This is a genomic window from Chelatococcus sp. YT9 (assembly GCF_018398315.1).
GTDB lineage: Bacteria > Pseudomonadota > Alphaproteobacteria > Rhizobiales > Beijerinckiaceae > Chelatococcus.
The window spans coordinates 1167097-1189643 of record NZ_JAHBRW010000002.1 but is presented as its reverse complement, the minus strand read 5'-3'; the positions used below and the strand labels follow the sequence as shown (position 1 = coordinate 1189643).

Sequence of the window (22547 nt, the reverse complement as noted above, 5' to 3'; positions counted from 1 at the left end):
AAAACGATTTCGATTGACAGTTAATGTTAGCGATCACATCGTGAGAGCACAACGATGAATTCAAGCGGACCTGACATGGATACAGGAATTGAGGGGAAGCTCGCCCTGGTCACTGGAGGTAGCCAGGGCATTGGCAAAGGTATCGCTCTCGCGCTCGCCGGAGTTGGCTGCCGGGTTGCGATCGTGGGACGAGACAGGACCGCTCTCAACGAATGTCTAAATCTCCCGGTCTTGCGCGATACGGGCGCCGTCGCGTGCTCGGCGGATCTTGCGACATCCGCCGGCGTCGAGAGGACGATTCAGTGGCTTCGCACTGAAGTCGGTCCAGCAGAAATTATCGTGAACAACGCAGGGGGGTCGCGACCCTGCGACATTTTCGCCGGCCCTGCCGTGTGGGAAGAAAGCTTCTACCTCAACTTCGCGCAAGCGCGGCTGATCACTACGGAGTTCCTGCCGGACATGCTGGCAAAGGGTTGGGGCCGTGTCATAAACATCACCGGTGGTACGATGGCACGGGCAATGAATGCATCGTCGCCCGCGAAGGCCGCCTTACAGAGCTGGGCCAAATCACTGGCCTTCGAGGTCGCCGCGCGCGGCGTAACTGTGAATTGCGTAGCCCCCGGACGCATCGACAGCGTGCAGGTCCGGAAAGTTTTGCATCCCGATGAGAGGTTGCGGGCAGAATACATAGCCGCGAATATCGCCGCTGGGCATTTTGGCGAGCCTGACGATATTGCCGCTATGGTGGTTTTTCTGGCCTCCGATCTCGCTGGCTACATCACTGGCGCCACTATTCCCGTTGATGGCGGGCAGATCAGATTGGCGGTGTGAGCAACCCAGTTAAAAAAAACCTTTCCTTCACTCTGCATTTCTTCCGTGACGTCGACGTTTTGACGACCGAGATTGGTTGCCTGGCAGCTCGGCTCGACGCTGGATGCCTTGTAGCAGGCCCCTTCCCTCCTATGACGGTCTGCGGGGGCATCGATCTGCCGCCTCCGCCGATCCTCCTCGGCAGGTGTTCCGCGACAGTCAGCCCTCAATCGTACTTCATGTTTCTGAAAGCCTGCGGCTGGAGAGCAATCGGTGCATTGCAATCAAAGCCCGCCACCTCATACCCGCGCTTGAAGTCGAGGATATGGCGCTTCATCCAGGTCTCTGCGAGAGCAACATCCTTTTGAACGAGCGAGGCCAGGATTTGCTGATGTGCCTTGAGAAGCCTATGTCGTGCCGCAGGAACAGTCTGATAAAGTTTTATCGTTGCCGAGAACAACAGGAGACTTATCGGTGCCGTGACAAGGGATATAGCCCCGTTAGCCGCAGCTTCCGCAACAAGGCGATGGAACTCGATATCGCTTTGAATGACTGCCGCATCATCATTGATCTGATCGCTCAACCGTTCAACGTTACGCTGCAGCGCCAGCTCGAGGTCTGGTGTCATGCGCTGGGCAGCCAACCTGGCGCAGAATGGCTCAAGCTCCATCTGCGTTTCCCAGAGCTCATTGAAGCTGACCTGTTTTAGGCCAAGTGCGCGGGTGTTAGCCCATGCGACAGAATTCGCATCTGGAATGGAGACGATCAGCCGCTTTCCACCGGCACGGCGAACCAATCCTGAGTTCTCCAGAGATCTTATGCCCTCGCGGACCGTGGACCGGTGAACACCGAGCTGCTCCGAGAGATCGCCCTCCGTGGGTAAAAAATCGCCGGCCTTCAGGCGCCCTTCGACAATCTCAGCCTCAATGAGATCAGCCACGCGGCGGTAGCCCGGCGCTGTATCCAGCTGGGGCAGGACAGCGGTCTTTCCCCGTGGGAAGCTTAGAGGGCGTTTGGAAATTAACCTTGAGCGAGCCGGTTGAGCATGAGGCGGGCTGCTGCGATGTCGATCATCGTCTCTGACGTCTGTACACGGTACTCATAGTCCTTGCTAAGCCGACGATTGCGACCGAGCCAGGCGAAGCTGCGCTCGACGATCCAAGTCAAGCCCGTGATCTTGAAGGCGCGCTGACGACGCTTGACGATCTGCAGCCGCCAACCTTGCTGTTCTGCCAGCGCGCGGGAGAGTTTCTTGCTCTCATGACCCGCGTCGGCGATGATGGTGGTGATCGCCGGAAAGAGCGCGCGCAATCCGTTTGTCAGCAAGGCACCGGCGCGCCGATCCGAAACATCGGCAGCTTCGACGCGGTTGGCGATCGGCAGGCCGAGCGTGTCGACCAGAATGTGACGCTTTCTGCCCTTCACCCGCTTGAAGGCGTCAAAACCGCGGGTTCCGCCGACCTCGGTGGTCTTGACCGACTGTCCATCCATGATCACGACGGTCGGACATTCCGCGCGACCGGCCCGAAGTCGGGTAAGCCGGTAGAGTTCACGTTGCAGACAAACCCAGATGCCGGTTCGCTGCCATGACCGAAAGTACCAGTAGACCGTGTTCCAGGCAGGGAAATCTCTCGGCAGTTGGCGCCATTGGCAGCCGGTACGCAGCAGATAGAAGATCGCGTCCAGGACGGCACGAAGACTGATCCGTCGTCGTCGGCCGCGCCGGCTCGCTTTCGGCAGTAGCGGCTCAACAATCGACCATTGTTCATCCGTCACGTTCGATACGTACTGGCTACCGCCCATCCCTTGCCTCCGTTCAACGGACGGCAAGGAACACCGCAATCCTTAATTTCCAAACGCCCTCTTACCATGACTACTTACTCCCACTTACGCACACGCATTCAGACCGGGCCTACCGTTATCATCACAACCAAGCGGATTTGCCAACCTATACGATCTGCGCCTCCGTTGCCGCGCGCAGTTGAGCGTTGGTTACGCCATCCGCTAGCTCCACGATTTGCAAGCCACCCTCGACCACGTCCAGCACGCCAAGATTGGTGACGATCCGATCCACCACACCTTGCCCTGTCAATGGAAGGCTGCACTTCTTCAGGACCTTTGACTGGCCCGCCTTGTTGGTGTGGTCCATCACAACGACGACGCGCTTGACGCCGGCCACCAAGTCCATCGCCCCTCCCATGCCCTTTACGAGCTTTCCGGGCACCATCCAGTTGGCGAGGTCTCCAGTCTCCGACACCTCCATCGCACCGAGGATGGCCATGGCAATCTTGCCGCCGCGGATCATGGCGAAGCTCTCTGCGCTGTCGAAGAACGCAGCATGAGGCAATGCCGTCACCGTCTGTTTGCCGGCATTGATCAGGTCGGCATCAACCTCATTCTCCGATGGGAACGGGCCAGCACCGAGCATGCCGTTCTCGGAGTGCAATGTTACCGTCATCCCCTCGGGAATGAAGTTCGATACGCGGGTCGGAATACCGATGCCAAGGTTGACATACATTCCGTCGCGCAGCTCCGCGGCCGCTCGCCGCGCCATTTGGTCACGATCCCAGGGCATTGTCTTTCCCGCTTCAATTCGGCCTTACAGTCCGCTGTTCTATGCGCTTTTCGTGAGTTCCTTGAATGACGCGGTGCACGTAGATCCCAGGAAGGTCTATCCGATCCGGATCGAGCTCGCCGACCGCAACAAGCTCCTCCACTTCTGCGACACATGTCCGTCCGCATTTGGCCGCCGGGGGGTTGAAGTTCTGCGCGGTCTTCCGAAAGATCAGATTGCCCGTCGGGTCGGCCTTCCAAGCCTTGATGATTGAAAGCTCAGCAACGATACCGCGCTCGAGAATATAAGTCTCACCGTCGAAGTCCTTGTGCTCCTTACCTTCGGCGATCATAGTGCCAACACCCGTTCTGGTGTAGAAGCCCGCGATTCCAGCGCCGCCGGCGCGCATTCGTTCGGCAAGTGTACCTTGTGGGTTGAATTCAATCTCAAGCTCTCCCGCGAGATACTGCCGCATGAACTCTGCGTTCTCGCCTACATAGGAGGAGATCATTTTCCTGATCTGCTTTGTCTGTAGAAGAATACCCAGCCCAAAGTCATCGACGCCGCAATTGTTGGACACCAGCGTCAACTCCTTCACACCGGACACGCGAATAGCCTGTATCAGGAGTTCCGGTATCCCGCACAGCCCGAAGCCGCCTGCGGCAATCACCATGCCGTCTTTCAAGAGGCCATCCAGAGCCTCTGGGGCAGACCCGAATATCTTATCCATTAGCCCTCCCGTTCGTTGTTCGATGTTGCTTGACATTTATATCCTATAAACGGATTGTCGGACAACCGGTTTGTTTTTTCGTCGACAAGCGTGGCTGGATGGGCCGGTGGAGGAGGCGTATTTGAGACCCAAGACAATCCTGATAACAGGCGCGTCGAGCGGACTCGGGGCGCATTTCGCGCGGTGTCTCGCAAAGGACGGTCACAGCGTCATCCTTGGCGCCCGCCGCCGTGACAAACTCGAGGCGATCGTCGAAGAGATCGTGTTGGCCGGCGGCATGGCACAAGCTGTCGAGCTCGATGTGACCAACGCCGACAACGTCAGCACATGTATGGCAGCCATACCCCGGGGGCTGGACGTTGTCGTCAACAATGCCGGGGTGAGTCGCGGAGGGCCGGCCATCAGTACTGGAGTGCCTGACTTCGACGCTGTCATCGACACGAATATCAAGGGCGTATTCTATGTGGCCCAGGCCGCCGCGCAGCGGATGCGTGACGCAGGCGGTGGCGCCATCATCAATATTGGTTCAATCCTTGGTCTGCGCGTGGCTGGACACGTCGCCGCCTACACCGCGTCGAAAGCCGCCGTCATTCAATTGACGAAAGCGCTCGCGCTCGAGTGGGCGCGTTACGGCATTCGCGTCAACGCGCTGTGTCCTGGCTATATCGAAACGCCGCTGAATGCGGAGTTCTTTGCGAGCGACGCGGGGCAGGCCCTCGTGAAGCGTATTCCACAGCGCAGGCTTGGCACGCTTGCTGATCTTGAGGCGCCCCTGAGACTGCTCTGCTCCGATGGTGCCGCTTATATGACCGGCTCCATTCTCGCCGTCGACGGTGGTCATCTGGTGTCGAGCCTCTGAGGACGTCATGGATTTCAGCATCTCACCCGACCTCGAGCGGCTCCGCGCGCAAATCGCGCAGTTCATCGAGACGCATGTCCTTCCGCTCGAGGCTGACCCTGACGCCTATGATGACCATGAGAACATTTCTCTTCCCCTCCTGACACAGCTGCGCGCCCGGGCGAGGGATGAGGGTCTATGGTGCCTGCAACTGAAGCAGGAAACCGGCGGCCGGGGACTGAGCAGGGTTGGCATGGCAGTCTGCTACGAGGAGATGAACCGCTCGATCTTCGGGCCGGTGATCTTCAATTCAGCTGCTCCCGACGACGGCAACATGATGGTGGTCGAGGCGCTGGGATCGGATGAGCAGAAGGAATGGTGGCTAAAGCCCCTTGTTGATGGCCGCGTGCGATCTGCCTTTGCCATGACTGAGCCTCATCCAGGTGGCGGATCAGATCCTGGCATGATGCTGACAACAGCAGCGCGCGACGGCGATGACTACGTGGTACGCGGAAGAAAGTGGTTCATCACGGGAGCGGAGGAGGCCGAACATTTCCTTCTCCTTGCCCGTACATCAGATGACCCGCGCCGCGGCCACACATGCTTTCTGTTTCATCGCGATGATCCGGGTTGGCGTATTCTCCGGAGAATCCCGATCATGGGCCCGGAAGAGCATGGCGGGCATTGTGAGCTTGAGTTCGACGGTCTCAGGATCCCTAAAAGGAACGTATTGCTCGCCGAAGGGCGCGGCCTGAAGGTGGTGCAGACGCGCCTCGGGGTCGCGCGGCTGACGCATTGCATGCGGTGGCTGGGCCTTGCCAAGCGTTGCGTCGAGATAGCGACCGACTACGCCGAACGGCGGCATGGTTTCGGCATAAGATTGATGGACCGCGAAAGCGTCCAGATGATGATCGGCGCGCTCTGCAGTGACATTGAGATCGGACGCCTCCTCGTGATGAAAGCGGCGTGGACACTTGATCAAGGCGAATTCGCGCAGAAGGAGGTCTCCATCGCGAAGGTCCACGTGGCGAACCTGCTGCACCGGGCCGCGGACACTGCGATCCAGATCAATGGTGCACGCGGATACTCCAAGGAAACAGTCGCCGAATGGATCTATCGCTACGCGCGGCAAGCGCGGCTGGTCGATGGCGCTGATGAGGTTCATCAAATGATCCTCAGCCGCAACTTCCTGGCCGATGGGCGGCAATTCTGGAAATGGAACGTCGCAGGGGAGAAGGACTTCTGATGGTGTCTCCGGCCTCTCCCGATTTCGATCCAACCAGGCTCCACGATTTTCTCAACCAGACCTTTGGAACGGGAGACATGAATTTGACCCGCATCAGCGGCGGGCAATCCAATCCAACCTATGTCGTGGAACATGGCGGGCGGCGGATGGTGCTCCGCAAGCAGCCGAATGGGCCAATCCTGCGCGGCGCCCATGCGATCGATCGGGAATTTCGGGTCATGAGCGCGCTGAAGAAGACGAACGTGCCCGTTCCGACGCCGTTGCTTTTTCATGATGACGCCGAGCTGCTGGGAACGGGCTTCTATTTAATGGAGTTCGTCGAGGGACGGGTCTTTTCCGAATGCACGCTACCCGATCTCTCGCCGCCAGATCGCCGCCAGATCTATCTCTCGATGGCCGACGCACTCTCGAAACTTCATCGAGTCAGACCAGACGATGTCGGCCTCGGAGATTTCGGGCCCCGCGGCAATTACTTTGCAAGACAGCTCAAGCGCTGGACCCAGCAGCTTGAGCAATCGACGGGTCCGCGCGAGCCAATCCTGCACGACTTAGCCGCGCTGTTGGCGGCTGCAATGCCGCCGGACGATGGTGGACTCGCCATTGCTCACGGCGATTTCAGATTGGGCAATATGTTGTTCCATCCGACCGAGCCCCGCGTCATCGCTGTGCTCGATTGGGAATTGTCCACGCTCGGGCACCCCCTCGCAGACCTCGGCTTCTGCTGTATGCCCTGGCACACTGCGCCGGAAGAATACGGTGGGATTCTCGGTCACCACGCATTGGGGATCCCCACCGAGGACGAATTCGTCGCAACCTATCGAAAGTTGAATACAGAAGCTGGAGAACTGCGGCCTTTCCATATCGGATTTGCCCTTTTTCGCTTTGCCGTGATTTTCGTCGGCATCGCCGATCGCGCCGCAGCCGGAAATGCCTCAGATCCCGGAGCTAGGCGCTTCGGGCCGCTGGCCCACAGGCTGGCGGTTCGCGGTCTTGCGGCGATGAACGGCGAATAAGAGATAGGAACGCGACGGCTCAAATTGTGTTTGGTCAGCCGGCCACACGCGCTGCCTAGCACGGCGCAGCACCGCAGCTCTCGAGTGTCGTGCGGCAATGAATCCGGGAGGCGTGCCCGGGTCATTACGACCCGCACCCCCCGGCCGTTCGCGGGAAAGCCATCCGTCCCGTCGTGCGATCAAGGCTCAACGCGGGTCCACAGGTCGTTGAAGGCAATGCTGTCATAGAACGCTGTTGCCTTGACGATCTTGCCGCCATCCATGTCGAGGAACCACGCGTAGGTATTCACGTAAGGCTTGCCGTCCTTGGCAGTGCCGGCCGCGTCGAAATGGATGATCACCGTGTCACCGTCGGTGTATATGTCCTTGATGGCTGGTTTCAAGCCAACGCTCATGCGCGCGACGAAAGGCCGGATCACCCCGTTGAGGAAGGCTTCGCGGCTCGGATACGTCTTCGAGGCAAGCGAGTTGCCGGCGATCGTCCAGGTGACGTTATCAGCAAGCAGGTCGTACGGGCTGCCGGTGCCGGCTGCCCAAGCGTCGAAGGCGCGCTGGACAATGGCCTTGTTCTCCTTACCAGCCGAATTCGCGAGCGCAACAGGGGTGAAGGCGGCCAGCGCCAATCCCGTCGCTGCGAGAGCGGTCATGATGCCATAGCTGATCATAGGGATCGTCCTTGTTGATTGAGGGGCCCACCGCAGCGGTGTACTCATCACCGCTGCGCGGCCGGCGCGCGGATCAGATCTGATTGTCCCACGCCGCGAGCTGGTGCTGCTTCAGCATGTCCTCGATCGCTTTTGGCACCACATTGCGGAACTTGCCGGTGTCTGCCGGAACGATCTCGATCATGCGATCGATCATCTCCTGCGGGTCCATCTTGCCTTCAGGCGTCGCGAAAAAGTCGTCAAAGCCCTTGCGCAGGTCCGCACGCTTGGTGAAGTTCTTCTTGTCGTCCAGCCAGCGGAACGGGTTGTCCGCCATAGTCTCGTTATAACCCGTGTAGTAGGCTCCCGGATTGATCGTCTGGATCTTGATGCCGTAAGTGGCGAGCTCCTGCTGTAAGGCTTCGGCGATCGATTCCAGCGCGTGCTTGGTGGAGACGTAAGTGCCCCAGTTCGCCGGCGTGAATAGGCCGCCCATGGAGGAGGTGAAGACGACCTTCTTGCCTTCGCTCTTACCCTCGCGCACCCACCGCTGGACAACACCTTGAGTGAGGGAGAGCGGCAGGAAGACATTGATCTCGAAGTTACGACGTACCAGATCAACGGGAATCTCCCAGACTGGGCCCGCTTCGCCCTGGCCCGCATTGTTCCAGAGCACGTCGATATCCCAGGACTGCGCCTGACTGATGTCATAGGGATCTGTGAGGTCGAGCCGCTCCACCCGAATGTTTTTTAGACCGAGCCGCTCAGCCTCCTCGCGTAATGGCGTCACCTGCGGCGAGACCTGAACGGTGGCGATGATGTTGTGGCCGTTTTTGGCCATCCCGATCGCAGCAGCTTTGCCAAAACCGGAGCCCGCGCCCGTGATAAGAATTGTCTTGGACATGATCGTTCCTTTCTCGAAGTGATAGTGCGGACAGCAAACTCTTCAGTTGTTCAACGCAGCGGCTGCGACTTCCGCTATCGCCAGATCCTGAGCTACGGAGCCGCCGGACACGCCAACAGCGCCGATTACCGCGCCGTCAGGTCCTTTGAGGGGAATGCCACCGGCGAACACGACAAGGCCGCCGTTGGTCAGCTCAAGGCCAGGAGAAGTCCCCCCAGGCTTGCAGAAATCGCCGACAGCCTCGGTTCTCATGTGAAAAAACGCGGCGGTCCTTGCCTTGCCTACCGCGATCTCTATCGATCCGAGAAGCGCCCCATCCATCCGCGTAAATGCTTTGAGATGAGCAGCCGCGTCGAGGACGGCAATATTGACGGGTACGCCACTTGCGGTGGCTGCCGCTTCACCGGCCGCTATGGCGATCTGTGCTTGATGAGATGTTATCATCATTGTGAACTCCCGCGCTGAGTAGCGAATGATAGATCAACACAATAACGAACTTGGCTCGCCTTGCTGTATCGATGACATCAATTCGCCGACCCGTCTCTACAATTGAAAGTATTCACCATAACCGATATTGGGCATGAAGATTATGATAGAATATCCAAGTCTATCGAGCGCAACAACGGCAAACTCGCACAATATGCGCCGGCAAATACGCTAACTTCCCAAGCGATACGTCATGATATAAATATTCAATCGCCCGAGGCGCACCCGAATAAGGCCACAGGTCTTTCACACCGTAAGTCTTGAAATGACGGCCAACGTTGCGCCGCGAATGATCCGATTGACGAATCCTCTAGGCCGGGCAAATTTATAAATGTTGGGGTGGAACGCAAATTCAGAGTTCACGCGATCCTATTACCAAACCTTATAGGGGGACTATGAATATCCGTCAGATCGAGGCTTTCAGAGCCGTAATGAAGTCCGGCTCCGCCTCTCGCGCGGCCGAAGCTCTGGGCATCACGCAACCGGCGGTGAGCCGGTTGGTGTCGGAGCTTGAAAAAGCGATCGGGTTTGCTCTTTTCGACCGAACCCGCGGGCGACTGGACCCGACGCCGCAGTGCCGCCTGTTCTACACGGACGTAGAGCGCACTTTCGTCGGCTTGGAAGTACTGAAGCACACGGCGGCTCAGATCCGCGAACGCGGATTGGGAATCATCCGCATCGCGAATATGCCGGGCATCGGCTTGCCCGTCGTGTCGCGCGCCGTTACCGCCTTTCGTGCGATCCATCCCGATGTTGCAGTCTCGGCTCAGTTGATGTCGACCGCAGAGGTATGGACGGCCGTCGCGACCGGCCAAGTCGATGTCGGCGTAGCACCCAAGGAGATCGACATTCCCGACATTGAGTACCAGCCCTTTTCGGTACATTCCGCCGTCTGCGCCATGTCTTCAAGGCACCGGCTTGCAGAAAAGGATCTCATCACGCCGGCTGACTTACATGGCGTCGAGTATATCGCCCATACGCCGGCCGCGCGCCTCCGACGGGCATTGGTCGAAGTCATGGACGCCGGGGGCTATAAGTTAAACGTGGTTGCCGAGACGCCGATGTGCATGACCCTTCTGGCGATCGTCAGCGAAGGCGTTGGGGTCGGTCTCGTCAATCCCATGTCTGTCGAAGGCTTGGATAACATGGATTTGGTGCTCCGTCCGTTCAGTCCACCCATGCCATGCAATTTTTTCCTCGGCTACCGGAGCGAGGCGAAAAAATCCCGTTTTGTCCGCTCAATGACAAAGTGTTTGCTGGATGCAAGGTCGCAAACTAGCGCCCATGTCCAGATCTCGACGTGGGCGCCTCTTATTGCATCCGCCGCGGCATCACCCCAAGGAAATGCGAGCTGTTGAAACGAATTGAGTGAAGCGATCCACCGCTCCTCGCGCTATTGCAAGGGGCGGGCGACGGTATCTCGAATTCGAGCGGGGTTGACATGGGTACTAATTCGCCGTCGATGGAAGCAGCCTCTGTTCTGCAAGTTGGGTTTGAGCTTGTGCGCTGAAGCAGCCGCTAGCATTGGCTAGATTGATCCTGGGCTGTTAGCATAGCCGGGATTTCACTATGATCCTTGCATCACGACGAAATGGGCAAAGATGGACGAAGCTCCTACGCGCGGCACGAAGCCCATCCAGGGTGAGCGGCAGCAGCGATTTTCTGTCCATGTCTTCGACATGCCCAATGACAAGAGCGTCAAAAACCGTCGTGATCCCGGACGCAGACACAACCCGATCATGCATGGTAACGGCGCTGGCCGCGTTCCATCGGACGTTCGGTCACGGAATCATCTGCTTTTCGGCGTGATCCGTATGAACATCAACAAGGCCCGGGATGATAAAGTCACCTTCCGCGTCGACCGCATCCACCGAAGTGGTCGATCCTTCGCAGATATCGGCTATCATGCCGTGAGATACGCGAAGCGACCCATGGACAACTTCATCGGCGAGTACAAGTCCCGCATTCTTGATCGAAAAGTCGCGATGAATTTTGGTAGGCTTCGCTATTTCCAGCATCTTACTGACATGCCCCTTAGGCAAGACATCGCCCGACGACTCTTTGTTCGATATTACAATATACAGGCACAACAGCGTCACTCAGATGACGAAACCCAAACGACGAAAGTGGTTGTGGGCAATCGAACCGACAGGGTCGAAGTATGATCGTCAGCGGAGCTGCGGACGTCGACGTTGCAAAATCGATTGGCCGGCTCCTTATACATGCACCTTGATGCGCGTCGCCGGCCAAACCGAGGTGCTGATCTCCACGGGCACACCATGCAAGTCGACATTGCGCCCCTCCAAGACCACGACAGGGCTATCGTGGGGGATGTGCAGCATCCTCGCTTCGGCGGATGTCGGCTGACGCGCCGAGATGGCGGTGTCGCTGCGCCGGAAATCTTCCACCCCGAGCCGCTGTATGAGATCAGTGATCCCGCTGGCTTCCGCGAAGCGCTCCGGAAGCTGCGGATAACGATCCGCGGAGAAAAGATGCCGCGCAACACATAAGGGATCGTGGCCGGCCCACCGCAGGATATGCAGATCGAATACACGCCCGCCGCGGCGGATCGCCAAGTCTCTGGAGAGTTCCGGACTGGCTCTCCGGTCCTGAAGATCGAGAAGTTCTATGCGAGAATTCTGGGCTAGAGCGCGAACATTATCATTGTAACGGGTACGTGACTTCACATAGTAATCGATCAGCGGTCCGGTTACGTAAACCCCGCTGCCTTGCCGCCCTCGGGCAAGGCCGCGTTGTTCGAGCATCTCGATGGCGCGCCGGATCGTGTGGCGGTTGACGGAAAACTGGGCGGCAAGCTCGACCTGGGGTGGCAGCCTGTTGCCTGTCCTCAGCTCTCCCGATGCAATCCGCGCTGCGATTGCGTCAGCAATCCGTCTCGCTTCCCTGCGGTTCTCACTCACCATCATGGCGTCCCCACGCTGGCCTCCGTCAAATCGATCCACATCCGCCAAGTAACGGATTTGGTGTGACGCTTTGTTGAAGATTGGTGTGGTGAACGGCCGGTGACGCCCTCATGTCACGGAACTGTCGTCGAGCCCGGGGATCCCTGTGCGTGTTGTTCAAGACCCATCGATGGGCGCTACCAGGAACCTACGCCATGACAATCAAGAGCATTCTCACATCGGCTCTGCTGGCCAGCAGCATGCTGCTCACCCCGGCTGCAGCCGAGGGGCTGCGCGTGGCGCTGCCGACCTTTCCGTCGAAGTTCGCGCCCAATTTTTGGGGCAACGATGGGGCGCCGATGCTCTACCAGGTCTATGAGACCCTGGTGACGCGCGATCCGTTCGCCCGCCCCCTCAGTTTCCAGCCTGGTCTTGCCCTCTCCTGGAAGCAGGTGGCCCCTACCATCTGGGAAATGAAATTGCGACCAAACGTGAAGATGCACGACGGCACCACGATGGACGCGGAGGATGTCAAATTCTCGCTTGATCCCATTTTCAGCGGTAAGGACCCGGAATACACCTCCGCTTGGGGAACATTTCACTACAACTTCGACCATGTCGAAGTCGTGGACCCGCTGACGGTGCGTATTCATACCAAACGCGAGGAGCCTCTTTTTGAGTCCTTGATGTCGCTCAGCACCGCGAGCATTACGTCAAAGGAACACTATGCGGCAAAGGGCTACGATCAAGCCCTTCTCCATCCGATCGGAACTGGTCCCTATAAGGTCGTGCAGTTGACCGCAGGCGAGCGCGCCGTGATGGAACGCTTCGATGATTATTGGGATCAGAAGGCACCATTGGACAAGCTGGACTTCCGCCTTGTGCCCGAGGTCGCGTCCCGTATCACAGGCCTGGTCAACGGCGAGTTCGACCTCATCGCCAATATCCCGCCCGACCAAGCGCCGGCCCTGAAGCGCGACGGAATCCGCTCGCTCGGCGTGACGTGGCCAATGTTCCACGTTTGGGTGGTCAACCAGGTCGCCAAGCCGGCTAATGATCTTCGCGTTCGCCAAGCCATGCGCCTGTGCACGGACAACAAGGCTCTCGTCGACGGGCTGTGGGGTGGCCTCGCCCATGTTCCGCGCGCACATCAGTTCGAGGAGTATGGCGAGCCGTTCTATATGCCGGATATCGACTACAGCGGTCGCGACGTGGCGAAGGCCAAACGCCTTTTGGCGGAGGCAGGCTATAAGGGTGAGCCGATCACCGCTCAGTTCACTCAGAACTATTATCTCTATGGGAACCTCGCCGCACAGGTCATCCAGCAGCAATGGCAGGAATGCGGCCTCAACCTGAAGCTTCAGCAGGTCGAGCAAATCGACTACCAAAAGTCCAATATCGTGGCCTGGTCCAACCCGATGTATTATCCCGACCCCATGGGGGCGATGGACGTCCACTGGTCATCCACCAGCAACTACGCCAAGCGCGGCACCTGGGCACCCTCCCATCCGGAATGGGCCAAGACCTTTGAGGCCGCTCGTTTTGGAACCGATGTGAAGACCCGCAAGGACGCCTACCGCAAGTTGCTTGAACTCGAACAGCAGGAGGCTGGTTGGATCCTGCTTTACGAGCCGCACGAGATCTATGCGATGCGCGACAGCATTTCCTTCGAGATCCCCATTGCCTACCGCCCTTATGTGCTGCCGTTGCGGGCTGGCCAGATCAAGATCGATAAGGTCAAGGCGAGCCAATAACGCTCTCACAGAAGACGGCGATGGTGGATTGAGCAAGTCCGAGCACGACAAGACCTCCGGCGCGATCCAGGTCCCTGAATGGCTCGGCCATGTCTCAAGCAAGGCTAACTCCGTACCGGCTGGACCTGCCGTACCCGCCATCCGCCCTTCCTTCCGAGCGCAGGAGCTTCCATGATCCGCTTTATGTCTGGCCGATTGTTGCGCGCTGCGGTGGCATTGTCGCTGGTGCTGTTGATCGCCTTCGTCACGGTGCGCTTCTCGGGTGAGCCCTTCGAGCGGATGTTCCCAGAGGGCACGACTGTCGAGCATGAACAGGCATTACGACAGGAATGGAATCTCGATAAGCCCCTGACACAGCAGTTCATGATCTATCTCGGGGCGCTCGCCTCCGGACAATTTGGACAGTCGCTGTTCACCAAGGAAAGCGTTTGGCAGATCTATGCCGAACGCCTGCCCGCGACCCTATTGGTCGGGGGCCTGGCGCTGCTTGTCGCCATTATCCTCGGTATCCCACTCGGGGCGATAGCCGCGCTGTGGCGGCAGAGCGCCACGGCGCGTTTTGCCATGTGGTTCGCTTTTCTGGGCTATGCCATTCCGCACTATGTGCTCGGAATTGGCCTCGTGCTGCTGTTCGGCTTTTACTGGCATTTATTGCCAACATCCGGGCTTGAAAGCGCGTCGCATTTTGTGCTGCCCGTGTTGACGCTCGCCATTCCCATGATCGCGGCGCTCGCCCGCTATATGCGTGCCGCCATGCTCGACGCCATCGCGCAACCGCATGTGATGACGGCCTTATCTAAGGGCATCAGCGAGCGACGCCTGGCGCAAGGGCACATTCTGCGCAATGCCATGGTACCGTTGCTTACTGTGCTAGGACTAGAAATCGCCGGGCTCGTGAACGGATCTATTTTTGTCGAGACCGTTTTTTCGCTGCCAGGCGTTGGCCGAGTGTTGGTCAATGCGGTGCTCGATCGCAACTATCCGGTGCTGCAGTTCGGCGTTTTGGCCTATGCCGCCATCATTGTGATGATCACTCTTGTCGTCGACCTCCTTTACACCGTTGCGGACCCGCGCGTTCGGCTGGAAGCCTGATCATGTCTATCGATGTCAAGATTGCGCCCGTCACCGCTGTGCTTGCAGACGAGAAGCCCGGCACAATCTCGCCGCTGGCACCAGATCGTGCTCGCTGGGGCTTCGCCTGGCCTCGCTTGAACCGCCTGACCCTCTCCCTGGCGATGCTCGGCGTGATCATTCTTCTTGGGCTACTCGCGCCGGTTCTTGCCCCGCATGATCCTGACCGCGTCAATATGCTCGCCCGCGCGGCCCCGCCCGTCTGGATCGAGGGTGGCACGTGGAAGCACCTGCTCGGCACCGACCAGATCGGGCGCGATCTCCTGTCACGCGTCATGTGGGGCATCCGCACCAGCTTTGGCATCGCGGTATTTGGTTTGATCTTCAGCGCGGTTCTCGGCATCGGCCTCGGGGTAGTCAGCGGTGTCATGGGCGGGTGGTTCGATCGCTTCGCCATGATGTTGGTCGACGTTTTCATCACTCTCCCAAACCTGCTGCTGATCCTGTGCGGCATCGCCCTTCTCGGCACGGATACGTGGGTGCTGGTGGTGATGATCGGCCTGGTGCGCTGGGAAGCTTACGCGCGGCTGGTGCGCGGACAGGTGCTCTACCTGCGGGAGCTTGGCTATGTCGAGGCAAGCCACGTTCTAGGGGGCGGCCCGGGGTGGATCATCCTGCGTCACATCCTCCCGAATCTCATTTCACCGATGCTTGTGATGATCACACTCAGCTTTCCCGGCGTGCTGCTGATGGAGGCGGGATTGTCCTTCCTCGGGGTCGGCGTGCAGCCGCCCACAGCCTCATTGGGGCGCATGATCGGCGATGGCCGCGATCATCTTGTCAACGCCTGGTGGATCGCGCTCGTGCCGTCAATGGTGGTCGTCCTCATCACCCTCGCCTTCCAAATCGCCGGCGACGCGCTTCGCGACAGCATGGATGAACTGCACAATGGCTGATGTGCTTCTGGACATCGACGGCCTTCGCGTGACCTTTGATGCCGCCTCCGGCCCCATCGAGGCGGTCAGGGGCGCGCGGCTGAGCCTCCGTGCCGGTGAAACGGTCGCCATCGTGGGCGAGAGCGGCTCGGGCAAGTCAACGCTCGCCAAGGCGCTGATACGGCAGAACCAGGCGCCGTTCACGCCGGTACGCACACGCATTACAGGGCGCGCCATACTGGCCACGCCGACCGGGCCACTTGATCTGGTGACCGCTTCCGCCGCGACAATGCGCCGGGTACGCGCAACAGGCATTGCAATGATCGCGCAGGACGCCCTTTCGGGCCTCAATCCTGTTGTCACCGTCGGGCGCCAGGTCGGCGAGGCGCTGCGCGCTGCCGGGCTGAGGATCGGCGCCACAGAGTTCCGGGCGACGATTGCCCGCTTGCTTGATGAGGTGGGCTTGCCCGATCCCGCGGCGATTGCGCGCCGCTATCCGCACCAGCTTTCCGGCGGGCAGCGCCAGCGCGTGATGATCGCCATGGCGATCGCCCGCAATCCGCGCCTCATCATCGCCGACGAACCGACAACGGCTCTCGACGTGACGGTCCAAGCCCGGATCCTGCGGCTGATCAAGGCCCAGCAGGCCAAGACGAACGCCGCGGTGATCTTCATCACTCACGACCTCGGCGTGGTCGCCCACGTGGCGGACCGCGTCGCCGTGATGTACGCCGGCGAGATCGTTGAAGTCGCGACAGTTCGCGATTTCCTGGTATCCCCCCAACATCCTTATACCGCAGGTCTCCTCGCCTCGGTGCCGGGGGCGCGAAGCCCCTACCCGCGCCTAAAGGGTTATGCGCCAGAGCCTAAGGCCGTGCCGGCGGGCTGCGCCTTCCGCCCGCGTTGCCCATTCGCCGGCCCAGATTGCATCAAGGCTCCGCCGGTTGTCGCGGGAAATCAGCGGGATGTCCGCTGCTGGAGGGCGGCCGCGTGAGAATTGAGGTTGACGACCTTTCCGTCACTTATACTGCGGGTCTCTTCGCCCGTAGGCAGACGACAACGGCCCTCAACGGCGTGCAGCTCTTGATTCCCGCTGGTTGCAGCATGGGAATTGTTGGCGAAAGCGGCTCGGGCAAATCGACATTGGGCCGCGTGTTGTTGCGCATGCTAGCGCCGACACGTGGCAGGATCCGGATTGGAGAACAGAATCCCTTTGCTCTCGACAGGGCGGCGCTTTCGGTCTTCCGCCGCAAGGTCCAAGCGGTGTTCCAGGATTCGGGAGCCTCGCTCAACCCACGCCAGACAGTGGGGGCGTCGATCCGCGAGGGGCTCGACATCCACCGCATCGGCGCGCCGTCGGAGCGCAGGGCGCGAGTCATCGAATTGCTCGGCAAGGTCGGGCTTGCGCCGGATTACCAGCACCGGCTGCCCCATACGCTCTCGGGTGGCCAGCGCCAGCGTGTCAACATTGCCCGGGCGCTGGCACTGGCGCCTTCCGTTCTCATCGCCGACGAACCCGTGTCGGCGCTCGACACGTCCGTCCAGGCCCAGATCTTGGAGCTGCTTGCCGCGTTGCGCGCAGAGACAGGCCTCACCCTGGTGTTCATTTCACACGACCTCGGCGTCGTGCGTGAATTGTGTGAGCGGGTCGCGATCATGCACCGCGGCGAGCTCGTGGAGGAAGGCGCGGTCGAGGCTGTCTTCGACGCGCCGCGCCACCCGGTGACGCAAGCCCTGCTACGGGATCGGCCTACGCTTGATCTTCCTCAATGAAGTCTCCGCTTCCCACCCCATCGGATAGAAACCTATGTCTCCTGACACCTTCACTGCCCCCGGCCGCTTCTTCAAGGGCAACCTGCACACCCACTCCACGCGCTCCGACGGCAAGCTTGAACCCGAAGACGTTTGCCGGCGCTATCGGGAGCGCGGCTATGATTTCCTCTGCCTCTCCGATCACTTCCTGAAGGCCTACGACTTCCCCCTTACCGACACGACGGGCTATCGGACTGACCGTTTCACAACCATTCTGGGCGCTGAACTTCACGCCAATGCAACGAGCGGCGGCGACCATTGGCATATTCTGGCAGTCGGCCTGCCGGCGGATTTTGCGCCCCCGAGCGCGGACGAGACAGGGCCGCAACTGGCGGAGCGCGCCTATCGGGCGGGCGCTTTCGTCGCCATTCCCCATCCCGAATGGTATGCCTTGACGATCGAGGACGCCCGGACAATCGCCAACGCCCACGCGGTCGAAGTGTATAACCATACAAGTCAGGTGCACTGTTCCCGCGGAGGCGGCAGTTATTTCCTCGACCAAATGCTTATCGAAGGCCGCAAGATTAACGCGCTCGCCTGCGACGACGCGCATTTCAATATTCCCGGCGACGTGGAGCGCGACGCCTTCGGCGGATGGGTGATGGTGAAGGCGGCTGCCAATGAACCCGAGGCCCTGCTCGCGGCGCTTAAGGCGGGCCACTACTATTCCACGCAGGGCCCAGACATCCACGACATCCGGCGCGAAGGCGACGAACTGGTGGTCAGTTGCTCACCCAGCGTCCAGATCATGCTCCTGGGTCGCCACGCCCGCTCGGCCTTCGCATCCGGCAGCGACATGACCGAGGCGCGCCTCCCCCTGTCCCGATTTGCGGAAGGCTGGGGACGCCTTGCCGTGCTCGATGCCGCCGGGCGCTGCGCCTGGTCCAATCCGATGTGGTTCTGACCGGGAGCATAACCATGATGGCGATCGCCGACGGCCAGAGGCCCCAACCATTACTCGGAAAAGCCTTCCGAGGCCCCGTTTCCGCCGTGATCTTCGACTGGGCTGGCACAGTGCTGGACTTCGGATGCATCGCGCCCGTCGCGGCCTTCCGCGAAGCCTTTGCGGAGGAAGGCCTCTCTATATCGGAAGCGGAGGCGCGCGCCCCGATGGGCGCCGCCAAACGCGAACATATCGCGCTGATCCTCGCGCAGCCCGACGTCTCCCGACGTTGGCGGGCGGAGAAAGGCCATATCGCCAGCGAAACAGATATCGATCGGCTCTATGCAGCCTTTCTCAGGATAGATGCCGTCAACTGCGCCCGCTATAGCGCGCTTATTCCCGGCGCGCTTGAGGCGGTCGCTCACCTGCGAGCACAGAACATCGCGATCGGCAGCACCACAGGCTATCCGCGCAGCGTCATGGACGGACTTATGCCGCTCGCAAGTATGCAAGGTTACGAGCCCGACCACTGCGTGACGGTCAGCGACGTCAGCCGAGGGCGCCCTTATCCCGATATGGTTCTCGCCAACGCACTCGCGCTCGGTGCACCTGATGTGCGCGCCTGCGTTGTGGTCGACGACAGCCCAACCGGGCTTGTCGCGGCCCGCGCCGCCGGAATGTGGGCCGTCGGCATCATCGCGAGCGGCAATGAGGTTGGGCTGTCGCTGGCCGACTGGCTGGCACTCGACGACGCGGAACAGGCCGCGCGACGCGAGGCGGCCCGCATCGCGCTGAACGGCGCGGGAGCCCATTTCACAATCGACACGATCGCCGATCTTTCGCCGGTGATCGCGGCCATCAACGCAAGGCTGCTAGCCGGGGACAAGCCATGACAGGGTGGACCTACCACAACCCGGTCAGGCTGCGTTTCGGCGAGGGTGTCATCGACGAAATCGGTAAGGAAATCGCCGGCCGGCCCTATCTCCTCGTCACCCATCCGGACGGACCGATATTGCCCTGGCGCGCCAGGGTGGCGGAGCAGGCAGGCGACCCCCGGGGCGTCGTGGACACAGTCACCCCGAACCCTTCCCTGACGCTGTTGCGGGGAATTTGCCAGCGACTCGCGCCGCTGGATGGGGCGATCGAGGTCATCGTGGCGCTGGGTGGCGGCTCGGTCATCGACTCCGCAAAGTTTCTCGCCGCTGGCCACATGCGATTCGACCCCGTGCGCAATTACCTGGAGACCGGCAGCTCCATGGAGATTCCATCTTTGCCACTCATAGCAATCCCGACTACCGCCGGGACGGGAAGCGATCTCACCCCGTGGGCCACGATCTGGGATCCAGAAGCCGATCGCAAACTTTCGCTGGCGCGGTCGGATCTATTCGCGCAAGCGGCCTTGGTGGATCCGGTGATCACTGCGTCTCTGCCCTGGGGGCTCACGCTGGCGAGCGGCCTCGACGCCCTGTCGCACGCGCTCGAAAGCATCTGGAACGTCAATGCCAATCCGGTGACACGCACCTTCGCCATCGAGGCCGCGCACGCCATTCTGACCGCGCTTCCCCGCCTCCAGAACGACATCACCGACGCCCAAGCGCGCACGCTCCTCGCCCATGGCGCGACCCAGGCGGGCCTTGCGTTCTCCAACACGAAGACCGCGCTTGCCCACAACATCTCCTACCCCATCACGCTAGGTCACGGGGTTCCTCATGGTATCGCATGCTCGTTCTGCTTACCGGAGGTCATGATGGCCGCAGCCGGCATCGATTCATCTTGCGACGCGGCGTTGGCAGCAATTTTCGGCACTCTGGACGATGCGCCAGTCAAGCTCCGCCATGTTTTGAGCGAACTGGGCGTGCCGAGGTCCCCCGCTGAGCTGGGCATCGGTGCCGCCGATTGGCGGTTGATCCTCGAAAATGCTTTCGCGGGACCACGGGGCCGAAACTTTATCGCGCCGATCGGACGCTATCCATCGTCAGAGGTCGGTTGACGCGCGCTTGGGCCGTTTAGACTGGCGGTAATGGACCAATGTTCTCGGCGTCGCAGGGTTGAACATTTATTTTCTGGTCCGGAACGTGGAATCGACGCAAAGACGGCCCTTGTCAGCTCTTGACGGCACCCGCTGTAAGGCCGGCGATGAGGAAACGCTGAAGGGCGAGCACGATCAACACGACGGGCACAAGCTGGATTGTGGCTGCCGCGAAGACGGCACCCCATTGCACGCCCTCGGCGGTGCTCAACATCTCGCCGATCACTACAGGCGCGGTGCGCGCATTGTTCATGGTGAAGATCATGGCGAAGACATATTCATTCCACGCGAAGACGACGACAAAGAGCGTCAGAGCCACGAGCCCCTGCGCCGCGAGAGGCAGGACGACCAGCCGCAGGACCTGCCAGAGGGTCGCACCGTCGATAGCCGCGGCTTCCTCGAGCTCGATCGGGATCTGCGCCACGAACGAGCGCATCATCCAGGCACCGAGGCTGACATAGAATGCCGCATAGAGAAGGATCAGAATGAGGTGACTGTCATTCAGCGCCAGCCAATTGACGACCGGAAACAGCGGGACCGTTACGACGATCGGCGGCAACATCCTGACGACCAGCATGAAGACTGCGGAGACTTTGTAAGCAGTCTCCTTTGTCCTTGCGTAGACATAGCCGGCGCCAAAAGACGCGCAGAGGGTCAGGAGCACTGTAAATACTGTGACGATGAGGCTGTTTCGTAGGCCGGAGAAGAACTCGGGATTGAGACGAGCAAGGGTCTCGAAGTTCTCGGCGGTTGGTATGAAGAACACCCGGAAAGGAACCTCGAAGATCTGGCGCGGCTCCTTAAAGGCTGACGTCACGACAAGCAGGATCGGCGCTAAACTCCAGGTCAGCACTGCAAGAATGCCGGCCGCGCGTAGTACTCGGGTCGACAGGCGGGCGTCATGCACCACGGCGCACCTCTTTTGCCATCCTGTAGAGATAGGGCAGAGCTATCAAAAGAGATAGCAAAAGCATGCATACACCAGCGGCGGATGCCAAACCAAAGTTCCGATACTGGAAAGTTTCCCGGTAGAGATAAATCGCCAGAACCTCAGTCAGCCGTGCAGGACCGCCACGTGTCAGCAGCCATACCTCACCAAACAGCCTGATGGCGAAGATGTAGCGAAACAGGATCGCGACCAGGATGGCGGGCATGATGATCGGCACCTCGACCCGCCAGAAGCGTTGCCAGGCCGTGGCGCCGTCGATGGCCGCCGCCTCCTGCGTCTCCTTCGGAACGCTCAATAGCGCCGCGTAAAGAATGAGGAAGGTGAAGGGCATGTGGTGCCAGATCGCGATCAGGCAGGCAAGCGCGAGCCCGGCCCAGGGCTCCGAATCCCACGGCAAGACCAGACCAAGCCCATCCAGGAGCCTGGACGCTATTCCAACATCGGGCTCCATCATGAACCGCCACATGACGATGCCGCTGCTCTCGGTGATCGCATAGGGCGCGATGATCGCTGCGATGATCAACTTGCGGCCGATCTCGACCCGTCTCAACAGAACGGCTACCGCGAGCCCGAATGCGAGCTCGCCATAGACAATCACGTTGACGACGGCGAACGTATTCCAGACCGCGCGCCAGAAGGCGCTATCGGCAATAAGCGCCCCGTAATTGGCGAGGCCCACGAAAGCGGGCTCTTGGCCAAGGGTCGATTTCTGGAAGCTGAGCCAGACGATATAGACGGCTGGCGTCGCCAGCAGGGCGACGAGAAGCAGCAGCGCCGGCAGAAGTAGCAGGACGTAGAAACCGTGGCGTGTCTGAGGCCGCCGCTGGCGATCGAGCAGCGAAGCATCGCGCCTCAGAGGCCCGATGTCGATCCGTCGGGCGATCTCCGCGATCATGTCCTATTTTTCCCTGACACGCGCTTGGGTGGATCAGGACACCGGGCGTGCTGCATCGCGCATTCTCCCTCCCATTCGCCCTCTTGACCGG

Annotated in this window: 24 protein-coding genes; 14 read left to right on the top strand and 10 right to left on the bottom strand. The window is 60.2% G+C overall.

Features of this window, described 5'->3' with window-relative positions:
- Window positions 1-75 precede the first annotated feature (75 nt).
- Window positions 76-831: an SDR family NAD(P)-dependent oxidoreductase gene (locus tag KIO76_RS25440; RefSeq protein WP_213326362.1), complete on the top strand. Its 756-nt coding sequence runs from the start codon at window positions 76-78 to the stop codon at window positions 829-831.
- A 205-nt stretch (window positions 832-1036) separates the two neighbouring features.
- Here the strand turns inward: KIO76_RS25440 and KIO76_RS25435 are convergent, their stop codons facing one another.
- The 4 genes from KIO76_RS25435 to KIO76_RS25420 all read right to left on the bottom strand — a co-directional run bounded on the left by KIO76_RS25435 (window position 1037) and on the right by KIO76_RS25420 (window position 4094).
- Window positions 1037-1750 carry a FadR/GntR family transcriptional regulator gene (locus KIO76_RS25435; RefSeq protein ID WP_213326361.1) on the bottom strand — a complete coding sequence of 238 codons (714 nt, stop codon included), beginning with the start codon at window positions 1748-1750 and terminating at the stop codon, window positions 1037-1039.
- An 80-nt stretch (window positions 1751-1830) separates the two neighbouring features.
- Window positions 1831-2613 (bottom strand): IS5 family transposase, encoded by a 783-nt coding sequence (locus tag KIO76_RS25430; protein WP_213320975.1) that lies wholly within the window; start codon window positions 2611-2613, stop codon window positions 1831-1833.
- 145 nt (window positions 2614-2758) lie between these two features.
- Window positions 2759-3385 (bottom strand): 3-oxoacid CoA-transferase subunit B, encoded by a 627-nt coding sequence (locus KIO76_RS25425; protein ID WP_213326360.1) that lies wholly within the window; start codon window positions 3383-3385, stop codon window positions 2759-2761.
- A 13-nt stretch (window positions 3386-3398) separates the two neighbouring features.
- Window positions 3399-4094, bottom strand: coding sequence for a CoA transferase subunit A (locus KIO76_RS25420; RefSeq protein WP_213327109.1), 696 nt, complete (start codon window positions 4092-4094; stop codon window positions 3399-3401).
- A gap of 121 nt (window positions 4095-4215) precedes the next feature.
- Between KIO76_RS25420 and KIO76_RS25415 the strand changes: the two genes are divergently transcribed.
- From KIO76_RS25415 to KIO76_RS25405, 3 genes are all read left to right on the top strand, one after another.
- Window positions 4216-4953, top strand: coding sequence for an SDR family NAD(P)-dependent oxidoreductase (locus tag KIO76_RS25415; protein WP_249730040.1), 738 nt, complete (start codon window positions 4216-4218; stop codon window positions 4951-4953).
- Window positions 4954-4960: 7 nt separating this feature from the next.
- Window positions 4961-6178 carry an acyl-CoA dehydrogenase family protein gene (locus KIO76_RS25410; RefSeq protein ID WP_213326358.1) on the top strand — a complete coding sequence of 406 codons (1218 nt, stop codon included), beginning with the start codon at window positions 4961-4963 and terminating at the stop codon, window positions 6176-6178.
- A gap of 77 nt (window positions 6179-6255) precedes the next feature.
- A complete protein-coding gene (locus KIO76_RS25405) occupies window positions 6256-7191 on the top strand; it encodes a phosphotransferase family protein (RefSeq protein WP_249730039.1) in 936 nt (311 codons plus the stop codon).
- Window positions 7192-7370: 179 nt separating this feature from the next.
- Here KIO76_RS25405 and KIO76_RS25400 read toward each other — a convergent pair whose 3' ends face one another.
- The 3 genes from KIO76_RS25400 to KIO76_RS25390 all read right to left on the bottom strand — a co-directional run bounded on the left by KIO76_RS25400 (window position 7371) and on the right by KIO76_RS25390 (window position 9183).
- Window positions 7371-7856 carry a nuclear transport factor 2 family protein gene (locus KIO76_RS25400; protein ID WP_249730038.1) on the bottom strand — a complete coding sequence of 162 codons (486 nt, stop codon included), beginning with the start codon at window positions 7854-7856 and terminating at the stop codon, window positions 7371-7373.
- Window positions 7857-7929: 73 nt separating this feature from the next.
- Window positions 7930-8739, bottom strand: a complete 810-nt coding sequence (locus KIO76_RS25395) for an SDR family oxidoreductase (RefSeq protein ID WP_213326355.1) — start codon at window positions 8737-8739, stop codon at window positions 7930-7932.
- A gap of 42 nt (window positions 8740-8781) precedes the next feature.
- Window positions 8782-9183, bottom strand: coding sequence for a GlcG/HbpS family heme-binding protein (locus KIO76_RS25390; RefSeq protein ID WP_213327108.1), 402 nt, complete (start codon window positions 9181-9183; stop codon window positions 8782-8784).
- Between the two features lie 437 nt (window positions 9184-9620).
- Between KIO76_RS25390 and KIO76_RS25385 the strand changes: the two genes are divergently transcribed.
- Window positions 9621-10583 carry a LysR family transcriptional regulator gene (locus KIO76_RS25385; RefSeq protein WP_213326354.1) on the top strand — a complete coding sequence of 321 codons (963 nt, stop codon included), beginning with the start codon at window positions 9621-9623 and terminating at the stop codon, window positions 10581-10583.
- 243 nt (window positions 10584-10826) lie between these two features.
- On the top strand, window positions 10827-11390 hold the full coding sequence (locus KIO76_RS25380; RefSeq protein ID WP_213326353.1) for a hypothetical protein: 564 nt from the start codon (window positions 10827-10829) through the stop codon (window positions 11388-11390).
- 51 nt (window positions 11391-11441) lie between these two features.
- On the opposite strand, the gene phnF is transcribed toward KIO76_RS25380, so the two are convergent.
- Window positions 11442-12152, bottom strand: a complete 711-nt coding sequence (gene phnF / locus KIO76_RS25375; RefSeq protein ID WP_213326352.1) for a phosphonate metabolism transcriptional regulator PhnF — start codon at window positions 12150-12152, stop codon at window positions 11442-11444.
- A gap of 191 nt (window positions 12153-12343) precedes the next feature.
- Between phnF and KIO76_RS25370 the strand changes: the two genes are divergently transcribed.
- The 8 genes from KIO76_RS25370 (at window position 12344) to KIO76_RS25335 (ending at window position 20573) form a co-directional block, all read left to right on the top strand.
- Window positions 12344-13882: an ABC transporter substrate-binding protein gene (locus tag KIO76_RS25370; protein ID WP_213326351.1), complete on the top strand. Its 1539-nt coding sequence runs from the start codon at window positions 12344-12346 to the stop codon at window positions 13880-13882.
- 171 nt (window positions 13883-14053) lie between these two features.
- Window positions 14054-14974 (top strand): ABC transporter permease, encoded by a 921-nt coding sequence (locus KIO76_RS25365; RefSeq protein ID WP_213326350.1) that lies wholly within the window; start codon window positions 14054-14056, stop codon window positions 14972-14974.
- 2 nt (window positions 14975-14976) lie between these two features.
- Complete coding sequence (locus KIO76_RS25360) at window positions 14977-15909, top strand: ABC transporter permease (protein ID WP_213326349.1); 933 nt, start codon at window positions 14977-14979, stop codon at window positions 15907-15909.
- Window positions 15902-16882, top strand: a complete 981-nt coding sequence (locus KIO76_RS25355; RefSeq protein WP_213326348.1) for an ABC transporter ATP-binding protein — start codon at window positions 15902-15904, stop codon at window positions 16880-16882. Before KIO76_RS25360 ends, KIO76_RS25355 begins: the two co-directional genes overlap by 8 nt.
- Complete coding sequence (locus tag KIO76_RS25350; RefSeq protein WP_213326347.1) at window positions 16879-17661, top strand: ATP-binding cassette domain-containing protein; 783 nt, start codon at window positions 16879-16881, stop codon at window positions 17659-17661. Before KIO76_RS25355 ends, KIO76_RS25350 begins: the two co-directional genes overlap by 4 nt.
- Before the next feature lie 34 nt (window positions 17662-17695).
- Window positions 17696-18604, top strand: a complete 909-nt coding sequence (locus KIO76_RS25345) for a PHP domain-containing protein (protein WP_213326346.1) — start codon at window positions 17696-17698, stop codon at window positions 18602-18604.
- A gap of 14 nt (window positions 18605-18618) precedes the next feature.
- A complete protein-coding gene (phnX, locus tag KIO76_RS25340; protein ID WP_213326345.1) occupies window positions 18619-19476 on the top strand; it encodes a phosphonoacetaldehyde hydrolase in 858 nt (285 codons plus the stop codon).
- The gene (locus KIO76_RS25335; RefSeq protein ID WP_213326344.1) at window positions 19473-20573 is read left to right on the top strand and encodes a phosphonoacetaldehyde reductase; all 1101 of its coding nucleotides are present in this window, start codon (window positions 19473-19475) and stop codon (window positions 20571-20573) included. The genes phnX and KIO76_RS25335 overlap by 4 nt, the downstream gene beginning before the upstream one ends.
- A gap of 112 nt (window positions 20574-20685) precedes the next feature.
- On the opposite strand, the gene KIO76_RS25330 is transcribed toward KIO76_RS25335, so the two are convergent.
- Entirely contained in the window at window positions 20686-21522 is an 837-nt protein-coding gene (locus KIO76_RS25330) for a carbohydrate ABC transporter permease (protein WP_291976865.1), read from the bottom strand.
- Window positions 21512-22456, bottom strand: coding sequence for a carbohydrate ABC transporter permease (locus KIO76_RS25325; protein WP_213326343.1), 945 nt, complete (start codon window positions 22454-22456; stop codon window positions 21512-21514). Before KIO76_RS25325 ends, KIO76_RS25330 begins: the two co-directional genes overlap by 11 nt.
- Between the last annotated feature and the right edge of the window lie 91 nt (window positions 22457-22547).

Bases quoted from the DNA above. Each gene is read 5' to 3' on its own strand.
- KIO76_RS25440 (WP_213326362.1), top strand. From the start codon at position 76: ATGGATACAGGAATTGAGGGGAAGCTCGCCCTGGTCACTGGAGGTAGC.
- KIO76_RS25430 (WP_213320975.1), bottom strand. From the start codon at position 2,613: ATGGGCGGTAGCCAGTACGTATCGAACGTGACGGATGAACAATGGTCG.
- KIO76_RS25425 (WP_213326360.1), bottom strand. From the start codon at position 3,385: ATGCCCTGGGATCGTGACCAAATGGCGCGGCGAGCGGCCGCGGAGCTG.
- KIO76_RS25420 (WP_213327109.1), bottom strand. From the start codon at position 4,094: ATGGATAAGATATTCGGGTCTGCCCCAGAGGCTCTGGATGGCCTCTTG.
- KIO76_RS25410 (WP_213326358.1), top strand. From the start codon at position 4,961: ATGGATTTCAGCATCTCACCCGACCTCGAGCGGCTCCGCGCGCAAATC.
- KIO76_RS25405 (WP_249730039.1), top strand. From the start codon at position 6,256: ATGAATTTGACCCGCATCAGCGGCGGGCAATCCAATCCAACCTATGTC.
- KIO76_RS25400 (WP_249730038.1), bottom strand. From the start codon at position 7,856: ATGATCAGCTATGGCATCATGACCGCTCTCGCAGCGACGGGATTGGCG.
- KIO76_RS25395 (WP_213326355.1), bottom strand. From the start codon at position 8,739: ATGTCCAAGACAATTCTTATCACGGGCGCGGGCTCCGGTTTTGGCAAA.
- KIO76_RS25390 (WP_213327108.1), bottom strand. From the start codon at position 9,183: ATGATAACATCTCATCAAGCACAGATCGCCATAGCGGCCGGTGAAGCG.
- KIO76_RS25385 (WP_213326354.1), top strand. From the start codon at position 9,621: ATGAATATCCGTCAGATCGAGGCTTTCAGAGCCGTAATGAAGTCCGGC.
- KIO76_RS25380 (WP_213326353.1), top strand. From the start codon at position 10,827: ATGGACGAAGCTCCTACGCGCGGCACGAAGCCCATCCAGGGTGAGCGG.
- phnF (WP_213326352.1), bottom strand. From the start codon at position 12,152: ATGATGGTGAGTGAGAACCGCAGGGAAGCGAGACGGATTGCTGACGCA.
- KIO76_RS25370 (WP_213326351.1), top strand. From the start codon at position 12,344: ATGACAATCAAGAGCATTCTCACATCGGCTCTGCTGGCCAGCAGCATG.
- KIO76_RS25365 (WP_213326350.1), top strand. From the start codon at position 14,054: ATGATCCGCTTTATGTCTGGCCGATTGTTGCGCGCTGCGGTGGCATTG.
- KIO76_RS25360 (WP_213326349.1), top strand. From the start codon at position 14,977: ATGTCTATCGATGTCAAGATTGCGCCCGTCACCGCTGTGCTTGCAGAC.
- KIO76_RS25355 (WP_213326348.1), top strand. From the start codon at position 15,902: ATGGCTGATGTGCTTCTGGACATCGACGGCCTTCGCGTGACCTTTGAT.
- KIO76_RS25345 (WP_213326346.1), top strand. From the start codon at position 17,696: ATGTCTCCTGACACCTTCACTGCCCCCGGCCGCTTCTTCAAGGGCAAC.
- phnX (WP_213326345.1), top strand. From the start codon at position 18,619: ATGATGGCGATCGCCGACGGCCAGAGGCCCCAACCATTACTCGGAAAA.
- KIO76_RS25335 (WP_213326344.1), top strand. From the start codon at position 19,473: ATGACAGGGTGGACCTACCACAACCCGGTCAGGCTGCGTTTCGGCGAG.
- KIO76_RS25325 (WP_213326343.1), bottom strand. From the start codon at position 22,456: ATGATCGCGGAGATCGCCCGACGGATCGACATCGGGCCTCTGAGGCGC.